The sequence below is a fragment of the Faecalibacillus intestinalis genome (genome assembly GCF_015097455.1).
GTDB classification, from domain to species: domain Bacteria; phylum Bacillota_I; class Bacilli_A; order Erysipelotrichales; family Coprobacillaceae; genus Faecalibacillus; species Faecalibacillus intestinalis.
This window is the reverse complement of sequence record NZ_AP024085.1, coordinates 2,123,946-2,144,909: the sequence shown is the minus strand read 5'-3', so window position 1 is coordinate 2,144,909 and position 20,964 is coordinate 2,123,946. Positions and strand designations below refer to the sequence as shown.

Here is a 20,964-nt window from a genome sequence, read left to right as displayed (position 1 = left end):
TTGCAAGTGCTTTCATATTTGGTATTCTATAGGTGCAAGGAGGGAAGGACATGAAATATTTAGTATTAGTAAGTCATGGTGAATTTGCAGCTGGTTTAAAAACATCATTAATGATGTTGGCAGGACAAAGGGATGATGTGATTGCTTCAGGTTTACCTGATGGAAAGACAGCAGATGAATTTGCGGAAATCTTTAAAGAAAGTGTTAAGGACATTCATGAAGATGATGAAATTGTTTTATTAGCGGATATTGTAGGAGGATCACCACTTACAACTGCTTTAAATGTTTTAGCTGAAAAAGGTTTAATGGAAAAGACAACAACAATTGGTGGGATGAATTTACCATTAGCCCTTACTTCAGTATTAATGAAAGATACTTTACAAGGAGATTCCTTTGTACAAGCTGTCTTAAGTGAAGCAACAACTGCTTTACAAGAATTTAAAGTCGTAGAAGACGACGAAGATGATATTTAAGGAGGAAGAAAAATGTCAGTTTCATTTATTAGAATTGATGATCGTATGATTCACGGTCAAACATGTACACGTTGGGCAAGAGAATACCCATGCGATGGTTTAGTGGCTGTAAACGATAAAGCAGCAAATAATTCAGTATTAAAAGCAGCTTACAAATCAGCCAGTGGAAAGAAAACATTTGTATGGACAATGGAAGCTTGGCAAAAGAAAAGTCAAAAGGTTTTAGATAGTCAAGATCAATATTTCTTAATTACTAAAAATCCTATTGATATGAAAAAAATTCTTGTTGATCAAGGATTTGATTGTGGTATTAAAACAGTTATTGTTGGACCTTGTAATGATCGTGAAGGGGCAACAAAACTAGGAAACAATCAATCGATTACACAAGAAGAAGCAGAAGCTTTTGAAGCTTTGGCTAAAGCAGGTTATACAATCAAATTTGCTTTATTACCAGATGTTTCAATTGGAACATGGGATGATTTTAAAGATAAATTTGGTTTTTAACAAATATATAAATAAAGGGGAAGAAAAATTATGACAATTAGTTGGTTACAAGCGGCATTACTTGGTTTATTTGCTTGTTTATCAAGTATGCCAGGATTAGGTGGTACTTCCTTTGGTAACTACACATTAGGTCGTCCTTTAATTGGGGGACTTGTTTGTGGGATTATCTTAGGAGATATCAAAACAGGTATTTTAGTAGGAGCAGCAATGCAAGTTGTCTACATTGCATTAGTTACTCCAGGTGGAACCGTTTCAGCAGACGTTCGTGCTGTAAGTTACATTGGGATTCCACTTGCAATGGTAGCGTTAAATAGTTATGGTTTATCAGCTGCCACAAAAGAAGGAGCAGCTCTTGCAACTTCATTTGGAACAATGGTTGGTACTTTAGGTACAGTATTATTCTATGGAACAGCAACAATCAACTTAGCATGGCAACATGTTGGATGGAAAGCTGTTGAAAAAGGGGATTATCATAAATTATATCTTGTAGATATGGTATTACCTTGGATTTCACATATTTTATGTTCATTTATTCCAGCCTTAATTATGTGTAAATTAGGAGCAGATGTTGTTGAACTTATTAAAACAACATTACCTATGGATGGATTAGCTATGAAAACTTTATTTACAGTTGGATCATTATTACCATGTGTCGGAATTGCAATCTTATTAAAACAAATTGTTACAAAAGCAGTAGATTTCATTCCATTTTTCTTTGGATTTACTCTTGCTGCTTCAATGGGAATCAATTTAGTTGCAGCAACAGTGATTGCTGGTATGTTTGCTTTAATTAACTACAAATTAAAAATGTTACAAAATCAAAGAATAGCTGCACCTGCAGGAGACTTTGATGATGAAGATGAGGAGGATATTTAAGATGGAAAAGAAACTATCTAAAAAAACATTAACTAAATCCTTCCACAATTGGTATTATGGAAACTTAACATGCTTCTCTCAAGAACATATGCAAACTTTTGGTTATCTATGCTCTATGTTACCAGTAGTAGAAGAACTTTATGATAAAAAAGAAGATCAAGCAAGATCAATGAAAACATACACTGCATTCTTTAATACAGAACCTCAACTTGGTACTGTTATTGTTGGGATGACAGCTGGGTTAGAAGAAGCACGTGCCAACGGAACAGAAGATGTTGATGATGAAACAATCAACGGTTTAAGAGCTGGTTTAATGGGACCAATCGCCGGTATTGGGGATTCCCTAGTTGTAGGAACAGTTATTCCTATTTTACTTGGTATTGCTTTAGGTATGTCTACAGGAGGTTCACCTCTTGGAGCTATCATGTACATCATTGTATGGAACTTATTTGCTTACTTTGGAATGAAATTCTTATATTTCAAAGGATATGAATTAGGTGGAAAAGCGGTTGATTTCTTAGTTGGTCCTCAAGGGGAAGCTTTAAGAGAATCAGTAACAATGTTAGGTGGTATTGTTATCGGTGCTGTATCAGCAACATGGATTTCAGTAACAACTTCATTTACGATGACAGCAGCTGGAGCTAAAAAACCATTCTTAGATTTACAAAAAACATTAGATGGTGTTTATCCAGGATTATTAACAGCTGTCTTTGTTGTTGGATGTTGGTATTTATTATCTAAAAAGAAAATGTCACCAATTAAAGTAATGTTATTATTAGTTGTTGTTGCCTTTATTGGTGTGTTTGTTGGATTCTTCAATCCAGGATTATCTTATTAAAAGGAGAAAAAAATGAATAGTCAAGAAAAACAAGGATATATAGATGAAATTAACTATCAAAAGAAAATGATTCATAATCTTATAAAATGGTTACGCAATTTGTTCTTCCTTTCCTCTCTGGGAGTCTTATTGATGTATTATTTTTCAAATATCCTATTTATAAAAATCTTTGCAATCATATTAATAATAATATCTATATTAGCGATTATCCTTGTTGGAAAGGCTATTTACAGTGGTAAGAAAAACATAAATAAAATTGTTGATCAGTTTTCCTTAAAATATAAAAACTCTCTATAATCATACATAAAACCGCTTAGGCGGTTTTTATGTTATGCTTTATTTGGTGATATTATGATAACAAATAAAATAAATACATTATTAAATAATAGTCAACAAAATGATTTAGATTACACTATATGTAAATATATTAAATTAAACTTAAAAGCAGTATCTTCAATGTCCATTGAAGAACTTGCAAAACAAACCTATGTTTCTAAAGCAAAAATCTCTAAATTTATAAAAAAATTGGTTATGATAACTATATTGCCTTTAAAGATGATTGCTTATTAGAATTAGAAATTAGAAATCAAGTAAATAATAGCCAACATCAGCTTACAAAAAAACAATTACATAATTCATTTGAATGGATAGAAAATAATCTATTAGAAATTAACCAAAATCAAATAGATGATTTTATTAAAGCAATAGAAAAAGCTAAACATGTTTATCTTTACGGAGTTGCTTATTCTCATTTGCTTTGTAAGTATCTTCAATATGAAGGTGATCTTTTTCAAAAAGATATGTTGGTTTTAGATGAAAATGAATCAACAATTGAACTAAAAGAAGATGACTTATTACTTGTTATAGGAATTGAAGAGGATGCTTTAAATAAACAATCTTCACGTTATTTAAGAAAGCTTTTAAGAAGTCAAGGGCGTAAACTTTTGATTTCAACACAGATGATTGATCAAAAGATGTTAAACTATTTTCATGAAACATTGCTTTTACCTATCGATCATTTAGAAATGAAAGAGAGAAGAATCATGTTTCATTGTTTGATAGATATGATGATGTCTCGTTACCATGAATGTGCTTAGGCACATTTTTTTTGTCCTGTCAAGAAAGTTTATGAAATATAAAAAGAAAAGAAATTTATTTATTTATGAGTAAATTAATGAATAGGAGGGGACTATGGAAGAAAAATTAACAATGAAACAATTATTAGCTATTTTAGCCGCAGGTTTGTTTTCTTTTTGTGGTGTTTTGATTGAAACAGCAACGAATATTACATTTCCAACATTGATGAATGAATTTCAGGTTTCTACATCTTTAGTTCAATGGATGACTACAGGAAATTTATTAATGATGGGAATTCTAATTCCTATTTCATCTTATTTAAAAAGAAGATTTCAAACAAAAAAATTATTTCTAGTAGCGGGATTTTTATTTTTAATAGGATTGATTGTTGATATCTTTGCACAACAGTTTACTTTATTGCTTATAGGAAGACTTATACAAGGAGCAGGTGTAGGGGTTGCTTTACCAATGATGTATAACATTATTTTAGAGGAATCACCTCAAAGATTTCTAGGATTAATGATGGGATGTGGTTCTTTTGTAACAGCGGCTGCACCAGCGATAGGTCCTACCTTTGGAGGAATAATGACACAATATTTTACTTGGCGTTATATTTTTATTTGCGTTTTACCAGTTATTGTTCTAGCAAGTTTTATAGGTTATTTTTGTATGAGTGAACAAATAATTAATAAATATGAAAAATTTGATCTTTTAAGTTTTATAGCGGTAGCGTTCGCTTTTGTTGCTTTGATTATGGGATTTTCTAATTTGAATCAAGTTGTTGATCATTTAGTGTTTGTTTTATGTTGCTTTATCATTGGAATAAGCAGTTTATATTATTTTACTAAAAGACAATTACATATTAAAAATCCATTAATTCACTTAGATATCTTTAATCATAAAAGTTTTATGTTTCATACTTTAGCTATTATGTTTCTACAAATGACAACATTAGGATATGGTTTATTATTACCAACATTTGTACAAATTGTTTTAAAACAACCCGCTACAGATGCAGGGGTCGTTTTACTTCCAGGAGCCATTGTTGGTGCTGTATTTGCACCTGTAGGTGGTTTGATTTTAGATCGTTTTGGAGCTAAAAAACCTATTATTTTAGGTATATGTTGTAGTTTTATTGCCACATTTTGTTTCTTATTCTTTTTTGAAAATCTTACTTATCAATTATGTATGATGCTTTTATTTTATCTATAGTTTAGGAATTGGGTTGATTGTAGGTAATACGATGACATGTGCGATGTCTTATTTACCTATAAATTTACAAGCAGATGGAAATGCAGTATTACAAACATTAATGCAACTTTCAGGGGGAATAGGAACATCCATTACAGCTGCTATTTTAGCGTTTGTACAACAAGGAATAAATTTATATGATGGGACAAATAGAGGTGCATTGTTTGTTTTGATTTTTTTAATGTTTAATATTAATATTGTTATTTTAAGTCAATATTTTGCTTTTAAAGGAGAAAAAAAATGAATTTTAAAGATAAAGTGGTTGTAATTACCGGAGGAACAAGTGGTATTGGAAAGCAAACAGCTATTGAGTTTTCAAGAAAAGGAGCCCATGTTGTTGCTTTTACTGTAGATAAAGAGGAAGTGTGTAAGCAAGCAATAAAAGAAATAGGAAATGAAGCTTTTTATATTCACTGTGATGTTTCTAAAGAAGAAGATGTAAAAAAAGCTATTGAAGAAGTTGTTTTAAAATATGGGCGTCTTGATTGTGCTTTTAATAATGCGGGTATTGGACCAGATGGTGTACGTATGCCTTATGAATCCTTAACAGAAATTTCTGAAAAAACATGGGATTTAGTAGTTGATGTGGATATGAAAGGTGTTTTTCTTTGTTTAAAATATGAATTGTTACAAATGCAAAAACAAGGTTTTGGTACAATTGTTAATACGGCTTCTATTGGTGGATATAAAATGGCACCTGGATTTGCTGCTTATGGTCCAGCTAAAGCAGCAGTTATTGCTTTAACAGAAATGGCAGCTTTAGAAAATGCGGCATTTGGTATTCGTGTCAATGCCATTTGTCCAGGTCCAACCATGGGAACAGAACTTACCAAAAATTCACTTTCAACTAATCCTCATGAAGAAGCAATGTTGAAAGAACATGTGATTCCTATGAAAAAACTAGCGATGACTCAAGAAGTCGTGAACGCTGTCTTATGGTTAAGTAGTGACCAAGCAAGTCATACAACAGGACAAAAAATATTTATAGATGGTGGAATGCATATTGCTTAAAAGGGAGAAAAGATGATTAAACATGTATCGGTATTTACTTTAAAAGATAAAAGTGAAATTAAACATTTTGTTGAAATGTTAGAAGAAGTTGGTAAAAATTGTCCTTTGATTATTAAAAGTGAAGTAGGGGTAAATATAGGTGAACAACCACCTGTGGGACCTCATTTCGGTGATGTGATTCAAATTGTTGAGTTTTCTAATCTGATAGACTTACAAAAATATCCCCAATCAAAGGAACATCAAAAATTATTAATGGATGGTACAGAAATGGAAACTGTTACCGCAATAGATTATATAATTTAAGCATTCATTCAGATATTAAAGAGCATTCATTCAAAATAGTGCTCTTTTTTTTATTTTACATTCATTTTTATGATTAAACAGTCAAAATATAATTGATTTTATGATTGAACGGTCATATAATGAACGCGTAAGAGGTGATCAGTATGGATAATCAGCGCCATCAAATTATTTTAAATGAATTAGATAAAAAAGGAAATGTGACTGTAGCTTCCCTTGTTGAACTTACAGGAGCGAGTGAATCAAGTATACGAAGAGATTTAGTAGAACTTGATCATCAAGGATTCTTAAAAAGAGTTCATGGGGGTGCAACCCTTATTCCTAAGGTAACACAAACGATTGAAGATCCATTAGGAAAAAGACAGTTATTAAATGCTGATGAAAAGAAAAAAATTGCAAAGTATGCAGCAGGAATGATTGAAGCCAATGATGTGGTTTATTTAGATGCAGGTTCATCAACTTTAGAGTTGATTGAATATTTAGATCAAAAAGAAGCACACTATATTACTAATGGTTTAATGCAAGCTCAACAATTGACCCTTAAAGGATTTCATGTAGTATGTCTTGGTGGAGAAGTGAGAAATATTACAGGGGCATGTGTGGGTGCTAATACGATGAAGTCATTAAGTCGTTATCATTTTTCTAAAGGTTTCTTTGGAACAAATGGCATTGATTTAATGAATGGTTTTACGACACCAGATAGTGAAGAAGCTGCTATTAAGGAATTGGCTATGGAACGTTGTCAAATGAGTTATGTTTTATCGGATCATAGTAAATTTAATAAGGTATATCATGTGACCTTTGGTCAAATAAATGATGCGGTGATTATTACAGATCATTGTGAAAAAGAAATTAAAGAACAAGCGACAGTTGTGGAGGTTAGAGATTAATGATTTATACAATTACTTTTAATCCATCTTTGGATTATATTATGCATGTTGATTGTTTTGAAGAAGGGGAAACAAACCGTTCAAAGCAAGAAGAAATTTATCCTGGAGGTAAAGGCTTTAATGTTTCAACAATTTTAAGTCGTTTAAATCTTGAAACAACAGCTTTAGGTTTTGTTGCAGGATTTACTGGTGATGAAATTGTTAAAGAATTAAAAGAAAGAGGATTTGACTGCGATTTATGTCAGTTAGAAAATGGTCTTTCAAGAATTAATGTGAAGATGAAAGGGGCTAAAGAAACTGAAATTAATGGAAGTGGTCCAGATATTCCTCAAGAAAAACTAGATGAATTATTTGATAAATTAAATCAATTACAAGAAAATGATATTTTAGTTCTTGCAGGAAGTATTCCATCATCATTACCTAATGATATTTATGAACAAATCATGAAAAAACTCGATCAACAAGGAATTAAAATTATTGTAGATGCAACGAATGATTTATTAAAGAAAGTATTACCTTATCATCCTTTCTTAATAAAACCTAATCATCGTGAATTAGAAGAATTATTTAATGTAAAAATAGAAAATCAAGAAGATTTAATTTTCTATGCAAGAAAATTACAAGAACAAGGAGCAATTAATGTTCTTGTATCTCTTGGAAAAGATGGTGCTATTTTAGTAAGTGAGGACGATCATGTTTATTATTGTGCAGGTGCTAAAGGAAAATTATTAAATAGTGTTGGTAGTGGAGATAGCATGGTTGCTGGATTTATTGCTGGATATTTAAAAGAAAAGAAATATGATGAAGCTTTAAAACTTGGAAGTGCTTGTGGAGGAGCAACTGCTTTTAGTGAAGATCTTGCTGAAGCTTCAATGATTCAAGAAGTCTATAAACAATTAAAAGTGGAAGAACTATAAATGAAAATCTTAGATTTATAAAAAGATGTTTCGATTGATGTTAACGCTACATGTTTAGATAAAGATGAAGCTATTAATACATTAGTTTCATTAATGGCAAAACAAGGAAACTTAAATGATCAAGATGTTTATAAACAAGGAATTTATGCACGTGAAGAATTAAGTACAACAGGAATTGGAGAAGGAATTGCGATTCCTCATGCTCAAAGTGAAGCTGTAAACGCTCCAGGACTTGCGGCAATGGTTGTTAAAGATGGTGTTGATTATCAATCTTTAGATAATCAACCAGCAAAACTTTTCTTTATGATTGCGGTCCCTAAAACAGGTGGAAATGAACATTTACAAATTCTAGCAATGTTATCTCAAATGTTAATGGATACGGATTTTAAAGATTCATTAATTAATGCTCAAAGTGTAGAAGAATTTATGGATTTGATCAATCAAAAAGAAGCTAAACAAAAAGCTAAAGAAGAAGAAAAAGAAGAAGCGCAAAAAGAATTTACAGGAACTTATCGTTTGCTTGCAGTAACTGCTTGTCCAACAGGTATTGCGCATACTTATATGGCGGCTGAAGCTTTGGAAGAAAAAGCGAAACAAATGGGAATTACAATCAAAGTCGAAACTGATGGTAGTAGTGGAACTAAAAATGCTCCAACTGCTAAGGAAATTGAAGAATGTGAAGCAATTATTGTTGCTGCTGATAAAAATGTTGAAATGGCACGTTTTGATGGAAAGCCAGTGATTCAAGTAAAAGTTGCAGATGGTATCAATAAAGCAGAAGAATTAATTAATGAAGCTTTAAGTGGAAATGCACCAATTTATCATGCAGATCATGTTTCTACAACTGTAGAAAGTGAAAGTGATGAAAGTGTTGGTCGTCAAATCTATAAACATTTAATGAATGGTGTCAGTCATATGTTACCATTTGTTATTGGTGGAGGTATTTTAATTGCCTTAGCTTTCTTATTTGATGATTATACAATTGATCCAAGTAACTTTGGTAAAAATACACCATTAGCTGCTTTCTTTAAAACAACAGGAGATACAGCCTTTGGATTTATGTTACCAATCCTTGCAGGATATATTTCAATGTCAATTTCAGATCATCCAGGTCTAGCTGTTGGATTTGTTGGTGGAGCCTTAGCTAGTCAAGGAAATTCAGGATTTTTAGGAGCTTTAGTTGCTGGTTTTGCAGCTGGATATTTAATGAAAGGTTTACGTAAATTATTTGATTATTTACCAGATACATTTGAAGGATTAAAACCTGTTCTTTTATACCCATTCTTTGGATTATTATTAATGGCATTACTTATGACATTTATTATCAATCCACCAGTTGCTGCTATCAATACAGCTCTTACAAATGCTTTAAATTCAATGGGTGGTTCAAGTAAAGTTATTTTAGGAATGTTACTTGGTGGTATGATAACTGTTGATATGGGTGGTCCAATCAATAAAGCAGCTTATGTTTTTGGTACAGCATCAATTGCTTCAGGTAATTATGATATTATGGCAGCCGTTATGATTGGTGGGATGGTTCCACCACTTGCTATTGCACTAGCAACATTCTTCTTTAAAAATCGTTTTACTGAAAAAGAACAACAAACAACACTTACCAATATTATTATGGAATTATCATTTATTACAGAAGGATCTATTCCTTTTGCAGCATCAGATCCATTACATATTTTACCAGCATGTGTTGTTGGTTCTATTGTAGGAATGTTTGGTTTAGCCTTATTAAAGAAACCTTTAAAATAATATTGAATTCTAGGTGAAAGCCTAGAATTTTTTTTCTAAAAATGGGTAACCTTTTTTAGAAAGGAAAATGTTATGAATGAAAATGATACTATTTTATTATTAAGAGAATGTGATTCTGGATTAAAGATGGCTATTTCTTCTTTAGATGAAGTTTTAGATGTAATAAAAAATAAACACTTTAAAAATCAATGTATAGAATCTAAAAATAAACATCAGACTTTAAAAAAAGAAATTGATCAATTATTAAAAGAAAATAATATAAAAGAAAAAGAGCCATCATTAATGGCTAAAAGTATGTCATGGTTAAAAATGAATTTTAAAATACAAATGAATGAAGATGACCAAACAATTGCTTCTCTTCTTTTTGAAGGATGTTCTATGGGAATAGAATCATTATTTAAATATTTACATCAATATGACCATGCTGATACTAAGATAAAAAAGCTAACTTATGATTTAATTGAAATAGAAAAAGAATTATCAGATAAGATTCAGAATTATTTATGATTACGAAAAATTATTTCGTAATCTTTTTATTTTTTTAAATAAAAAAGAAGAAAAAAGATAAAAAAATGACGATATACATAGTGGAGGTAAAACCATGGATACTATAATAAAAGATACACTTAGTCAGCATAAAATCATGTTGGATCAAAATTGTAAATTGATGATCAGTCATGAAGAAATGTTATCAAGAATCATCAAAGAATTTGTAGAAGAAGCAAAACATTTAAGTATTGAAGAGATTATCAAAATTGTACAAGATGAGCATCGTTTTCAAAGATTAAATAATGAAAATACGATTTCAGGATATGGAACAGTCAGGTTTGATTTCTTTGGATGTATTGATTTACCACAATTAGATCATACTATTAATAGAATCTATTTAAATGTAGAAATACAAAATGATGCCTATCCCAAATATTCTCTCATAACAAGAGGAGATGCATATTTATCAAGAATACAGACAACACAATGGGGAAAGGAATATAATGATCAAAACTATGATGGGATGAAAAAAGTCTATTTAATATGGATACTACCACAAGCAGCAAAAAAAAGAGATGGACAAGTAAGTATTTGTAAAACAGATGAAGAAAAGCAACTAGAAAAGGTAGAAACCTATGACAAAAGAGAACAAATCGTGATATACTTGGATAAAGAACATGATACTAATAAAAAGTATCAAGAGTATGATGAAGTATTAACACCATTAGTAGTATTATTGAATAATATATTAGATTATCAAGGAAAAATAAGAATCATGAAAGAATATGGATTTAAGGAAATAGAAAAGGAGGTCAGGGAAGTGTGTGATTATGCAAATATACTAGAAAAAGAATATTTAAATAAAGGAATTGGAATAGGTGTTGAAAAAGGAATAGAACAAGGAACACAAAATGAAAGAATTAAAAATATAAGAAAACTAATGATAAAGCTAAAAATGTCATTTAAAGAAGCTATTCAATTTTTAGATATACCTGAAGATGAAGTGAAAGAGATAGAAAAATATTTTAAATCATAGAATAATTAAAAAAGTTGTATGTATATTTATCATACAATTTTTATTTATTATAAAAAATTTGCAATAAATGTCAAAAAGTGTTGAAATTATCGGGGGGGGGTATTAAAATTATAATGATAGGGAGTAGGTACATATGACTTTTCAAGAAAAGAAAGAAATTTATAAAAAAATAATTGTTTCTTTGGATTATTGTGTAGATGATTATTTATATATTCTAGATGTTGAAAAAAATGAATATTTTATTTCGCCACATGCAGCTACAAGATTTAAAATGGAAAATTATTATTTTAAAAATCCATTAAATGAATTTAAAAAAATTGTTTATTATAAAGATTATGAATTACTTTTATCTGATTTAAATAAAATTTTATCTAAAGAAAAAGATTTTCATAATATGCAATATAGATGGTTAAATAAAGAAAGTATACCTGTTTGGATTAATTGTAGAGGTACAGTTATTTGTGAAGATAATGAAGTAAAATATATTATAGGGTGTATTAATGAAATAGGTAAGAAACAATACGCTGATAATGTAAGTGGTTTATTAGGGGAAGAAAGTTTTAAGACGATTATTTATCCTATAGATGATGATTTTCATACGGGATTTGTTTTAAGATTAGGAATAGATGATTTTAAAAACATTAATGAAAATTATGGTTTAAAATTTGGAGATGAAGTTTTAAAACAAACAGGTAAGTATATAAAAGAATTTTTAAATGAACATCAATCACTTTATAGAATAGTTTCTGATGAATTTATTATCTTAGATTTATTTGGTACAAAAGATGATGCAATTTGCCTTTACCAACAAATTCAAGAAAGTACAATCAATTTTATTGAATCTATGAATTATGAAATCTATTATACAATTTCAGCAGGAATATTAGATTTTTGTAGTCATCCTACAGCAAGCTATACTGAAATCATGAAATGGACTGAATTTGCTTTAAATAAAGCCAAAGAAAGTGGTAAAAATACATATAATATTTTTTTAGATGAAGATTATCAAAAATTTCAAAGAGAATCTTCATTAATAAGATATTTACATCAAGCAATAGATCACGCTTATGAAGGATTTGATGTTTATTTTCAACCAATTATTAATATAAAAGAAAATAAAGTAGAAAATTTAGAAGCTTTATTACGTTTTGAATGTTCTGATTTTGGAAAAGTTTCTCCTCAAGAATTTATTCCTTTACTTGAAAAAAGTGGATTAATTATCCCTGTTGGTAAATGGGTTTTAGAAAAGTCTATTCAAGCTTGTTTAGCTTTACAAAAGTGGGCACCTGGTTTAAAAGTAAATGTCAATATTTCTTATATACAAGTATCTAAATCTGTTGTTTTAAGAGATATTTTAAATATTATTAAAAAATATAATGTAGATCAAAATAGATTAGTTATTGAACTTACAGAAAGTGGTTTTATTGAATCTGATCGTTTCTTTGTAAGTTTCTGTAATCGTTTAAAAGAAAATGGAATTCTTTTAGCACTTGATGATTTTGGAACAGGGTATTCTAATTTTCATTACTTATATAATTTAAAACCTGACTGTATTAAAGTTGATCGCGGATTAATGAAAAATGCATTAGCAAATCAATATGAAAATATGTTACTTAAACATATGATTGATATGGCACATAGTGTAGATGTTAAAATGTGTATAGAAGGAATTGAGACACAAGAGGAATTAGATAAAATATTGGAAATGGGATGTGATTATATTCAAGGATATTATTTTAGTAAACCATTACCATTTAATGAGATTGAGGAATATTTAAAGAAAAAAAGGAAATAGTCTCAGTTGAGATTATTTCCTTTTTTAATGTATAAAATTATTGTGCAACACTATAGAAGTTAGTTGTTTGGTAATTATAAATAATATTTGAAGTATTAAATAGGAGCCCATTAGATAAGTGAATATTGTCGTTAATCATAATAGCTGGATCATTTTCATTAAGATTTAATAATTGAGCATCTTCTTTGCTCAATTTAATAGCAGTTAAATATTTATCAGCAAAACCAAAAGATAATTTTAAATCATCTTTTAAATATCTAAAAATAGATCCTTCAGCTATTTCCTTACCTAAATAAGGAACAATATCTTTATTATAATAAGTTCTTTCTAAAGCATATGGAACACCATCGACAATACGTAATCTTTTTAGATAATAAACAGGAGTTCCAAGCTTACAATTCATTTGCTGACTAAGCTTTTCATCGGTTTCAATCACTTGAATATCTAATAACTTGTTAATAATTTTATTACCAGGATTATCTGTTGTAACACCTCGTGTTGAATTTAAATAGACTGTTCCCTTTTTTTTAGGTGCACGAACAAACATTCCATTTCCCTGAACTGAATAAACAATACCTAAATTTGTTAGTATTTTAATTGCATTACGAATTGTATTACGACTAACTTTATATTCTTCTATTAGTTTTTCTTCAGTAGGTAATTTGTGGTTTTCTTCAAATTCTTCGTTCATTATTCTCTTTTGAAGATCATTAACGATCATTTCATATTTTAACATGTAATCACCCATGCATAATTATAACATAATGTTTTTTTTTCACAATATCCTTGTTTTTTATTAATGATAATTTATTGGTATAAATTAGAAAGATTCTATTTTTTGTGCGAAAGCGCTTTACAGCATATAAATGTAGGTATATAATAAATTTGTACCAATGAATTTGGAGGGGGATATGATGAAAAGGATATTGAAAGTATTACTAGTGGCTTTAATGGTTGTAGCTTCAATTGTTAGAGTCGATGCAAAGACAACGATATCGCAAAGAGTTCAAAATATAATCAATAATATGAGCTCTACAGATAAAGTTGCACAAATGATCCAAACGGATACCCGTTGGATTACACCAGAAGAAGTTGCTGAATACAAGATAGGTTCAATTTTAAGTGGTGGTGGTGCTGCACCATCATCAGGAAACCAATTAAAAAATTGGGCAGATTCAGCAAATAGTTATCAACAAGCAGTTATTAATAGTGGAGGTATTCCATTGCTTTATGGAATAGATGCTGTTCATGGAAATAATAATTTATATGGAGCAACAATCTATCCTCATAATATTGGTTTAGCAGCAGCTAATAATCAACAGTTAGTTGAAAATATAGGTAATGCGACAGCCAGCGAAGTAAGAGCAATGGGTGCCAATTGGACATTTACACCAACATTAGGAGTTCCTCATAATGAACGTTGGGGACGTACTTATGAAACTTTTGGTGATGATGTAGAACGTGTTACCTCTTTAGGAAATGCTTATATTAAAGGAATTGAAAAAGATGGGACAACTCTTTCAACTGCTAAACATTATGTAGGTGAAGGTTTAACAACGAATGGAACTAATCAAGGTAATGTTGAATTGAGTGAAAGTGATTATAATGACTTGATTAATGCGAATATGGATAATGAAATTGTTAAAGAAATTCTTACTCCATATAAAAAAGCAATTGATCAAGGCGTTCAATCTATTATGGTTTCTTATAATAGTATTAATGGTAAGAAATGTCATGGAAATAAAGACGTTATTACAACTTTATTAAAAGAAAAATTAGGTTTTGAAGGTATTGTTATTAGTGATTATAATGGTTTAGATCAAATTGAAAATCAATCATCTTATAAAGATAAAGCGATTGCATGTATCAATGCTGGTGTTGATATGTTGATGGTAGCTGAAAAAGATGGTGATACACCTCGTTGGAAAAATTTATATAATGCATTAGTAGAAGCAGTTAATGAAAATAAAATTAGCGAAGAACGATTGAATGATGCTACAGCACGTATTTTAACAGCTAAAGAAAATATTGGACTTTTAGATGATTCTTCAAAGGCTTATGCTAATACAGATGAACAAGCATTATTTGGTGGTCAAGAACACCGTTCACTTGCAAGACAAGCAGTGAGTGAATCATTGGTATTATTAAAAAATGATATAGTTAAAGATAATCAAACTATTATGCAAGCATTACAAAATATGGATAATTTAATGGTTGCAGGAAGTGCTGGCGATGATATTGGTAAACAATGTGGTGGCTGGACAATTACGTGGCAAGGAGCAACTGGAAATACGACAAAGGGTACAACGATTTTCAGTGGTTTAAAGGCAGCCATGGATAAAAAGGGTGGTACTGTTAATTATAGTGCTAATGGCGTATTTACAGATTCAGATAAAAAAGTAGACGCAGCAATTGTTGTTGTAGGAGAAGATCCATATGCTGAAAGTAGTGGAGATAGAAGCGCTGGACAATTAAAATTACCAGCAAGTGATATCAGTACAATTAAACAAATTGAAAATAGTCATCCTGATACACCAATTATTTTAGTTTTAACAACAGGACGTCCTATTGCTATTGCTGACTATGTTAATGATCAACATATTAAAGGAATTGTTAATGCATGGCTTCCAGGTAGTGAAGGTGAAGGTGTTGCTGATGTATTATTAGGTGATAAAGATTTTGTGGGAACAAATCCAATTACATGGACTTGGTATCCTCAAGATATTACAAGTAAATATACAGATACAAGTAAAGTTTTATATCCAGTAGGATATGGTTTAAAGAAAGCAGAAAAAACAGGTAATTTTACAACAATAGATGATCCAAATGTTGTTGATTTAGGAAAAACAAATGGAAAATTAGAAGCAGAAGATTTTGTAGATGCACATAGTAGTATTCAATTAGAAAATAATGGTACAACTGTAGGTTATTTACAAGATGGTCGTTACATGACTTATAAAATTAAAGTACCTGAAAAGGCAGCTTATAAATTAACTGTTCAAGTAGCGCGTCAATATGAATCAACTATTGATGGTGCCTTTGAATTATACTTAGATGATGAATTAGTTTTAGAAAAGAAAAATACATCTGTTGTTTCAACTGGTAGTTGGACAACATTTACAGCTCAAGAGATGAAAGCCTTAGTGAGTTTAAAAGCAGGCGTTCATGAACTTAAACTTGTGGCACGTGATGAAGATTTCAATTTTGATTATTATACATTTGAAAAAGCAGGTGATTATGTTGGACCAGTAGTTCCTGAAGAAGTAACTAATGTTGGAACAGGTGCAATGTTACAAGAAGGTGCTGTTGAAGTAAGTATGTCTTCTTCAGAAAATTCTCAAAGCATGTCATGGTATAAAGGAGAATTTGAAATCTCTAATAAAAATGCGACAAAAGATGCATTAGATTTACGTGTAGCAGATGATTCTACACAAACAACAATTATTGTTAATGATCAAAAAACATATCAAAGTGTTTTAGGAATGGGAACTTCTATTGAAGAAGCAACAATTCATAATTTATTAAAAATGAGTGATGAAAACCGTCAAGCATTTTTAAGAAGATTATTAGATCCTGTTAATGGTATGGGAATGTCTTTAATGAGGGTTACAATTGGAACATCTGATTTTACAGCTCAAGATTTTTATACTTATTATGATGGAACTGGTAAAGAATTAGACGGAAAACCAGACTGGAATAATGTAACAGGTAAAGGATTTAGTATTCAAAAAGATCAAGATTATGGTGTTATTAAAGTTCTTAAGGAAATGATGACAATTGCTAAAGAATTAGGAGTTGAAAATAATCTTAAATTCTTTGCTTCATCTTGGACACCACCAGGATGGATGAAAACAGCTACTTCTAGTAGTAAATCATATGAAAATAATGATTTATTATTAAAAGGTGGAAAATTAAATGATGCTTATATTAATGATTTAGCAAAATATATGGTACGTTTTGTTGAAGAGTATAAAAAACAAGGTATTCCAATTTATGCAATGACTCTTCAAAATGAACCATTACTTGAAATTAACTATCCAAGTTGTGCAATGACAGGAACACAAGAAGCTAAACTTGCTAAAGCTATTAAATCAGAATTAGCACAAAGTACAATTTTAAATGATCAAGAAAAGAATGTTAAATTATGGGCTTTTGATCATAACTTTGATGGTGCTGATAAATTTATGAAAGATTTCTTTAAAGAAGCTGGAAATGATTATAATATTGATGGTATTGCCTTCCATCCATATGGAGGAAATGCTTCAACGATGGGATCTTTCTATGATGATTACAAAGATCAGCTAAGTATGAATTTAACTGAAAGATCTGTTTGGGGAACAAGTGGAGCTAATGATATTATCACTTGGTTAAGAAATGGTTCTGAAAGCTATAATAGTTGGGTAACAATGTTAGATAGTAATATTGCAACTCATCATTGGGTAGGAACACCTGATCCAACATTATTTGTACAAGATGCAAATAATCCTCAAAGATATTGGGCTACACCTGAAGTATATATCATGTCTCAATTTACTAAATATGTAAAACCAGGATATGTACGTATTGATACAAATAATGGAAGTAGTTCAACTGTTACAAATGTTGCATTTAAAGATCCTGAAACAGGAAAAATTGTTATGATTGTAGCAAATCGTAGTGGTGCTGATCAAAAATTTAAAGTGATGATGAATGGTACACAATTTAATGCGGTTTTACCTGCAGGTAATGTAGCAACTTATGTATGGGATGGATCTATAGCTGAAGTTAAAGGAAATGAAATTCCAGGTGTTTTAAAAGCAACAGATGCTATTAACTATGATAAATTAAAAGTTAAAGATGATGGTTCTGGATTTGGAGATATTCAAGATGGTGCATGGGCAGATTATTTAATTGATGTTAAAGAAGCAGGAATTTATAATGTTTCAATTCCTCATGCTATTGGACCAACAAGTGGACCATCTGTTGATAGTAATATTGATAATAAGCAAATTATTTTGAAAGTAGATAATGAAGAAGTTGGGCATACAGTTACTAAACGTTTTGATACTTGGTCTAGTAGTTGGAATGCATGGAGCACAACAAGAAACGTTCAAATTCAAATGAAGTTAAATGCAGGTGTACAAAGACTTACATTAGCTTTACCACAAGGAAATATGGATGTTGGTGCTTTGACATTTACTAAAGCTAAAGACGTATTAAATGTTCCAGGATATATTCATGCATTAGATTATAGTTATGGTGAAAATATTATTGCTGAAAATAATGAAAATGTAGGCTTCTTTGATGATGGCGACAAATTAGAATATACAGTCAATGTTCAAAAAGCAGGCAATTATAAGATGAAACTTGAATATGCTAAAGGTGAAAAAGATGCTGAATTTGATGTTTATGTAGATAATGTTTTAACAACATCAAGCACTTTAGAAACAACAGGAAGTTTTAGTACTTATAAAACAGGAACAGTTGCTATTGATTTACCAGAAGGTAGTCATAAAATTATGTTTGTTCCTAAAAATACTGGTGGATTTAATTTAAAATCATTATCATTTGGTTCATATATCCAATTAGAAAATGATTCATTAAAAGAAGGAAAATTAAATGGTCAAAAGATTACAGTTCAATTAAAGGATGGTAAATTTAATGAACAATTAAATAAAGATAATTGGCATATTGATTTACCTCAAGGTGTAGATTTTGATTTAGATAGAGTAAGTGATACTAAGGTAACAATTACTTTAAAAGGACAAGAAGTTGTAGATTATGATAGTAATCGTACTTTAAAAGTTGAAGTCGATGCTAAAGAAGTAGGAGATAAAGATTACTTATTAAGTGATCAAACAGTTATTGAAGCTGTTGATGATGAAGAAGTGTTAGAAGATATTGGTAATCTTGATTTTGATAGTAATACATTTGTTTTAAAGATTAAAGGTGGTAAATTTAATCAAAAAATAAAACCAAGTGATTTAACTTTAAGTGAAGAAATTTCACAATATGTAAAAGTAAGTGAAGTTAAAGTAAATAAAGATGGTACAGAAGTATCTGTTACATTAGAACGTACAAATACAAATTATGATGATTTTGCAGGAACAATTAATGTTAAACCAAGTGGTTATAGTGAAGGTGATTTAGATTTAGTTGCTAATATTAAATTATTAAAAACAGATCGTTTACCAGAAAGCATTAATGTAAAAGATGAAGCTGTTAAATTAAATGAAAGTGATGCTTATCGTAAAAGAGGTACTTTAGTAAATGGTGCTAAAGGAGATTATTTAGATTTCTTCTTAAATATAGAAGAAGAAGGAAACTATGTTTTAACTTATAAAGTTAAAGATAATGAAGCTGTTGAAAATGGTTTAAAATTAAGTGGTGGTTTAGGACTAGCAACAGATAACTTAGGTAGTGTTTCTTTTGGTAAATATTGGGGAAATGCTCAAGGGTATGCACAAATGTTAAACTTAAAAGCTGGTGAACAAACTTTAAGATTTGAAGTAAATAATCCAGGTTTTGAATTAACAGATTTACAAATAAAAAAATTAACAGATGTAATTGAAGTTAATGATACAAAAGATGGAAAAACAACAATTTCTGCTGATCAAGTTGTTGATGGTTCAAAAGAAATTGGTTGGGCAATTGAAGATTCTTCAACTAAAAATATTGGGTTTGGATCAGCAGGTACTTATCAAGACTATTATGTTGATGTTAAAACAGCAGGGTTGTATGATTTAAAAGTTAATTATAGTCATGATTGTGGTAGTGATACAAAAGCTGTAGTTATGAGAGTTGATGGCAATACAACAACTCAATTAGGAGAAGTTACTTTAAAAAATACTGGTGGATGGGCTAACTATCAAGATAGCGATACAATTGAAATTAGATTAGAAGCTGGTAAACAATTTATCCGTATTTATGATGATATTGATGGATTTAATTATCGTCATGTTCAATTAACATTTAAAGGTAAACAAGATGTTACACAACCAGAAATTACTGGTAAAGATGCTATTGTTTATGTAGATGATGAAACTGATATTAAAGATTTATTAGAATTAAAAGCAATCGATGATATTGATGGTGATTTATCAAATAAATTAACAATCAGTGGTGATTATAATTGTCATCAAGCAGGAACTTATACACTTACAGTAACTGTAAGTGATCAAGCTGGTAATGAAGCAATTCAAACATTTACAATTAAAGTTGTTGAAAAAGCAAAACTTGTTATTGATTCAAAAGAATTTATAGTAGGTGATAAATTTGATCCATTAACTGGTGTAAAAGTTTATGATGTTGATGGTACAGATATCACAACAAAACTTACAGTTGTAAATAATAATGTTGATCCAAGTAAAGAAGGAACTTATCAAGTTATTTATAGTGTAGTAGATGCTCTTGGTAATGAAGTTGAATTTACAAGAGAAGTTATTGTAAAGAAAGTAAAAACAGATGTTGAACCATCTAATCCGGATGTTCCATCGGTATCAAAACCAAATGATTCTTCATCTGATAATCAACTATCATCTTCAAATGGTGGACAAGAAACAATTGTTGGTCAAGTTGTTAAATCAACAAAAACAGGAGATAATACACAACTTGTTACAATGATGAGCATGCTTTTATTAGCTGGTATAGGATTTATAGTTTTAAAAAGAAGAAAATATAATCATTAAATTCAAAATATGTGAAATGTAATAAATGAAAATATCAGTTTAGAGAAATCTAGAAATTTAATGAAGGAACAATCAAAAT

General features: G+C 29.9%; 19 protein-coding genes. 18 read left to right on the top strand and 1 reads right to left on the bottom strand.

Features of this window, described 5'->3' with window-relative positions; genetic code table 11:
- The first annotated feature begins 50 nt into the window (after positions 1-50).
- From Fi14EGH31_RS11430 to Fi14EGH31_RS11350, 17 genes are all read left to right on the top strand, one after another.
- Positions 51-473, top strand: coding sequence for a PTS sugar transporter subunit IIA (locus tag Fi14EGH31_RS11430; RefSeq protein WP_022001602.1), 423 nt, complete (start codon positions 51-53; stop codon positions 471-473).
- A 12-nt stretch (positions 474-485) separates the two neighbouring features.
- Positions 486-977, top strand: a complete 492-nt coding sequence (locus tag Fi14EGH31_RS11425) for a PTS system mannose/fructose/N-acetylgalactosamine-transporter subunit IIB (RefSeq protein WP_022001603.1) — start codon at positions 486-488, stop codon at positions 975-977.
- A gap of 30 nt (positions 978-1,007) precedes the next feature.
- The gene (locus Fi14EGH31_RS11420) at positions 1,008-1,853 is read left to right on the top strand and encodes a PTS mannose/fructose/sorbose/N-acetylgalactosamine transporter subunit IIC (RefSeq protein WP_200764823.1); all 846 of its coding nucleotides are present in this window, start codon (positions 1,008-1,010) and stop codon (positions 1,851-1,853) included.
- A 1-nt stretch (position 1,854) separates the two neighbouring features.
- Positions 1,855-2,691: a PTS system mannose/fructose/sorbose family transporter subunit IID gene (locus tag Fi14EGH31_RS11415; RefSeq protein WP_022001605.1), complete on the top strand. Its 837-nt coding sequence runs from the start codon at positions 1,855-1,857 to the stop codon at positions 2,689-2,691.
- 12 nt (positions 2,692-2,703) lie between these two features.
- On the top strand, positions 2,704-2,988 hold the full coding sequence (locus Fi14EGH31_RS11410) for a DUF202 domain-containing protein (protein ID WP_117481684.1): 285 nt from the start codon (positions 2,704-2,706) through the stop codon (positions 2,986-2,988).
- A 54-nt stretch (positions 2,989-3,042) separates the two neighbouring features.
- Positions 3,043-3,261 carry a hypothetical protein gene (locus Fi14EGH31_RS11405; protein ID WP_117828392.1) on the top strand — a complete coding sequence of 73 codons (219 nt, stop codon included), beginning with the start codon at positions 3,043-3,045 and terminating at the stop codon, positions 3,259-3,261.
- Between the two features lie 182 nt (positions 3,262-3,443).
- Entirely contained in the window at positions 3,444-3,788 is a 345-nt protein-coding gene (locus tag Fi14EGH31_RS11400) for a hypothetical protein (protein WP_117828393.1), read from the top strand.
- Between the two features lie 94 nt (positions 3,789-3,882).
- Positions 3,883-4,980, top strand: a complete 1,098-nt coding sequence (locus Fi14EGH31_RS11395) for an MFS transporter (protein ID WP_200764822.1) — start codon at positions 3,883-3,885, stop codon at positions 4,978-4,980.
- Positions 4,981-4,993: 13 nt separating this feature from the next.
- On the top strand, positions 4,994-5,263 hold the full coding sequence (locus Fi14EGH31_RS11390; RefSeq protein WP_200764821.1) for a hypothetical protein: 270 nt from the start codon (positions 4,994-4,996) through the stop codon (positions 5,261-5,263).
- Positions 5,260-6,030, top strand: coding sequence for an SDR family NAD(P)-dependent oxidoreductase (locus Fi14EGH31_RS11385; RefSeq protein WP_022002435.1), 771 nt, complete (start codon positions 5,260-5,262; stop codon positions 6,028-6,030). The genes Fi14EGH31_RS11390 and Fi14EGH31_RS11385 overlap by 4 nt, the downstream gene beginning before the upstream one ends.
- A gap of 12 nt (positions 6,031-6,042) precedes the next feature.
- Complete coding sequence (locus Fi14EGH31_RS11380) at positions 6,043-6,333, top strand: Dabb family protein (RefSeq protein WP_107030565.1); 291 nt, start codon at positions 6,043-6,045, stop codon at positions 6,331-6,333.
- 143 nt (positions 6,334-6,476) lie between these two features.
- On the top strand, positions 6,477-7,220 hold the full coding sequence (locus tag Fi14EGH31_RS11375; RefSeq protein WP_118632794.1) for a DeoR/GlpR family DNA-binding transcription regulator: 744 nt from the start codon (positions 6,477-6,479) through the stop codon (positions 7,218-7,220).
- A complete protein-coding gene (pfkB, locus tag Fi14EGH31_RS11370) occupies positions 7,220-8,137 on the top strand; it encodes a 1-phosphofructokinase (RefSeq protein WP_117575939.1) in 918 nt (305 codons plus the stop codon). The genes Fi14EGH31_RS11375 and pfkB overlap by 1 nt, the downstream gene beginning before the upstream one ends.
- Positions 8,138-8,170: 33 nt before the next feature.
- Positions 8,171-9,898 carry a PTS fructose transporter subunit IIABC gene (locus tag Fi14EGH31_RS11365; protein WP_267905662.1) on the top strand — a complete coding sequence of 576 codons (1,728 nt, stop codon included), beginning with the start codon at positions 8,171-8,173 and terminating at the stop codon, positions 9,896-9,898.
- 72 nt (positions 9,899-9,970) lie between these two features.
- Complete coding sequence (locus Fi14EGH31_RS11360; RefSeq protein WP_107030562.1) at positions 9,971-10,405, top strand: hypothetical protein; 435 nt, start codon at positions 9,971-9,973, stop codon at positions 10,403-10,405.
- 94 nt (positions 10,406-10,499) lie between these two features.
- Positions 10,500-11,423 carry a hypothetical protein gene (locus tag Fi14EGH31_RS11355; protein ID WP_117828396.1) on the top strand — a complete coding sequence of 308 codons (924 nt, stop codon included), beginning with the start codon at positions 10,500-10,502 and terminating at the stop codon, positions 11,421-11,423.
- Positions 11,424-11,556: 133 nt separating this feature from the next.
- Positions 11,557-13,218: a sensor domain-containing protein gene (locus Fi14EGH31_RS11350; RefSeq protein WP_107029607.1), complete on the top strand. Its 1,662-nt coding sequence runs from the start codon at positions 11,557-11,559 to the stop codon at positions 13,216-13,218.
- A gap of 37 nt (positions 13,219-13,255) precedes the next feature.
- On the opposite strand, the gene Fi14EGH31_RS11345 is transcribed toward Fi14EGH31_RS11350, so the two are convergent.
- Positions 13,256-13,954 carry a GntR family transcriptional regulator gene (locus Fi14EGH31_RS11345; RefSeq protein WP_107029606.1) on the bottom strand — a complete coding sequence of 233 codons (699 nt, stop codon included), beginning with the start codon at positions 13,952-13,954 and terminating at the stop codon, positions 13,256-13,258.
- A 175-nt stretch (positions 13,955-14,129) separates the two neighbouring features.
- Here Fi14EGH31_RS11345 and Fi14EGH31_RS11340 point away from each other — a divergent pair, with 175 nt between their 5' ends.
- A complete protein-coding gene (locus Fi14EGH31_RS11340; RefSeq protein ID WP_234697781.1) occupies positions 14,130-20,885 on the top strand; it encodes a glycoside hydrolase family 3 N-terminal domain-containing protein in 6,756 nt (2,251 codons plus the stop codon).
- Positions 20,886-20,964 lie beyond the last annotated feature (79 nt).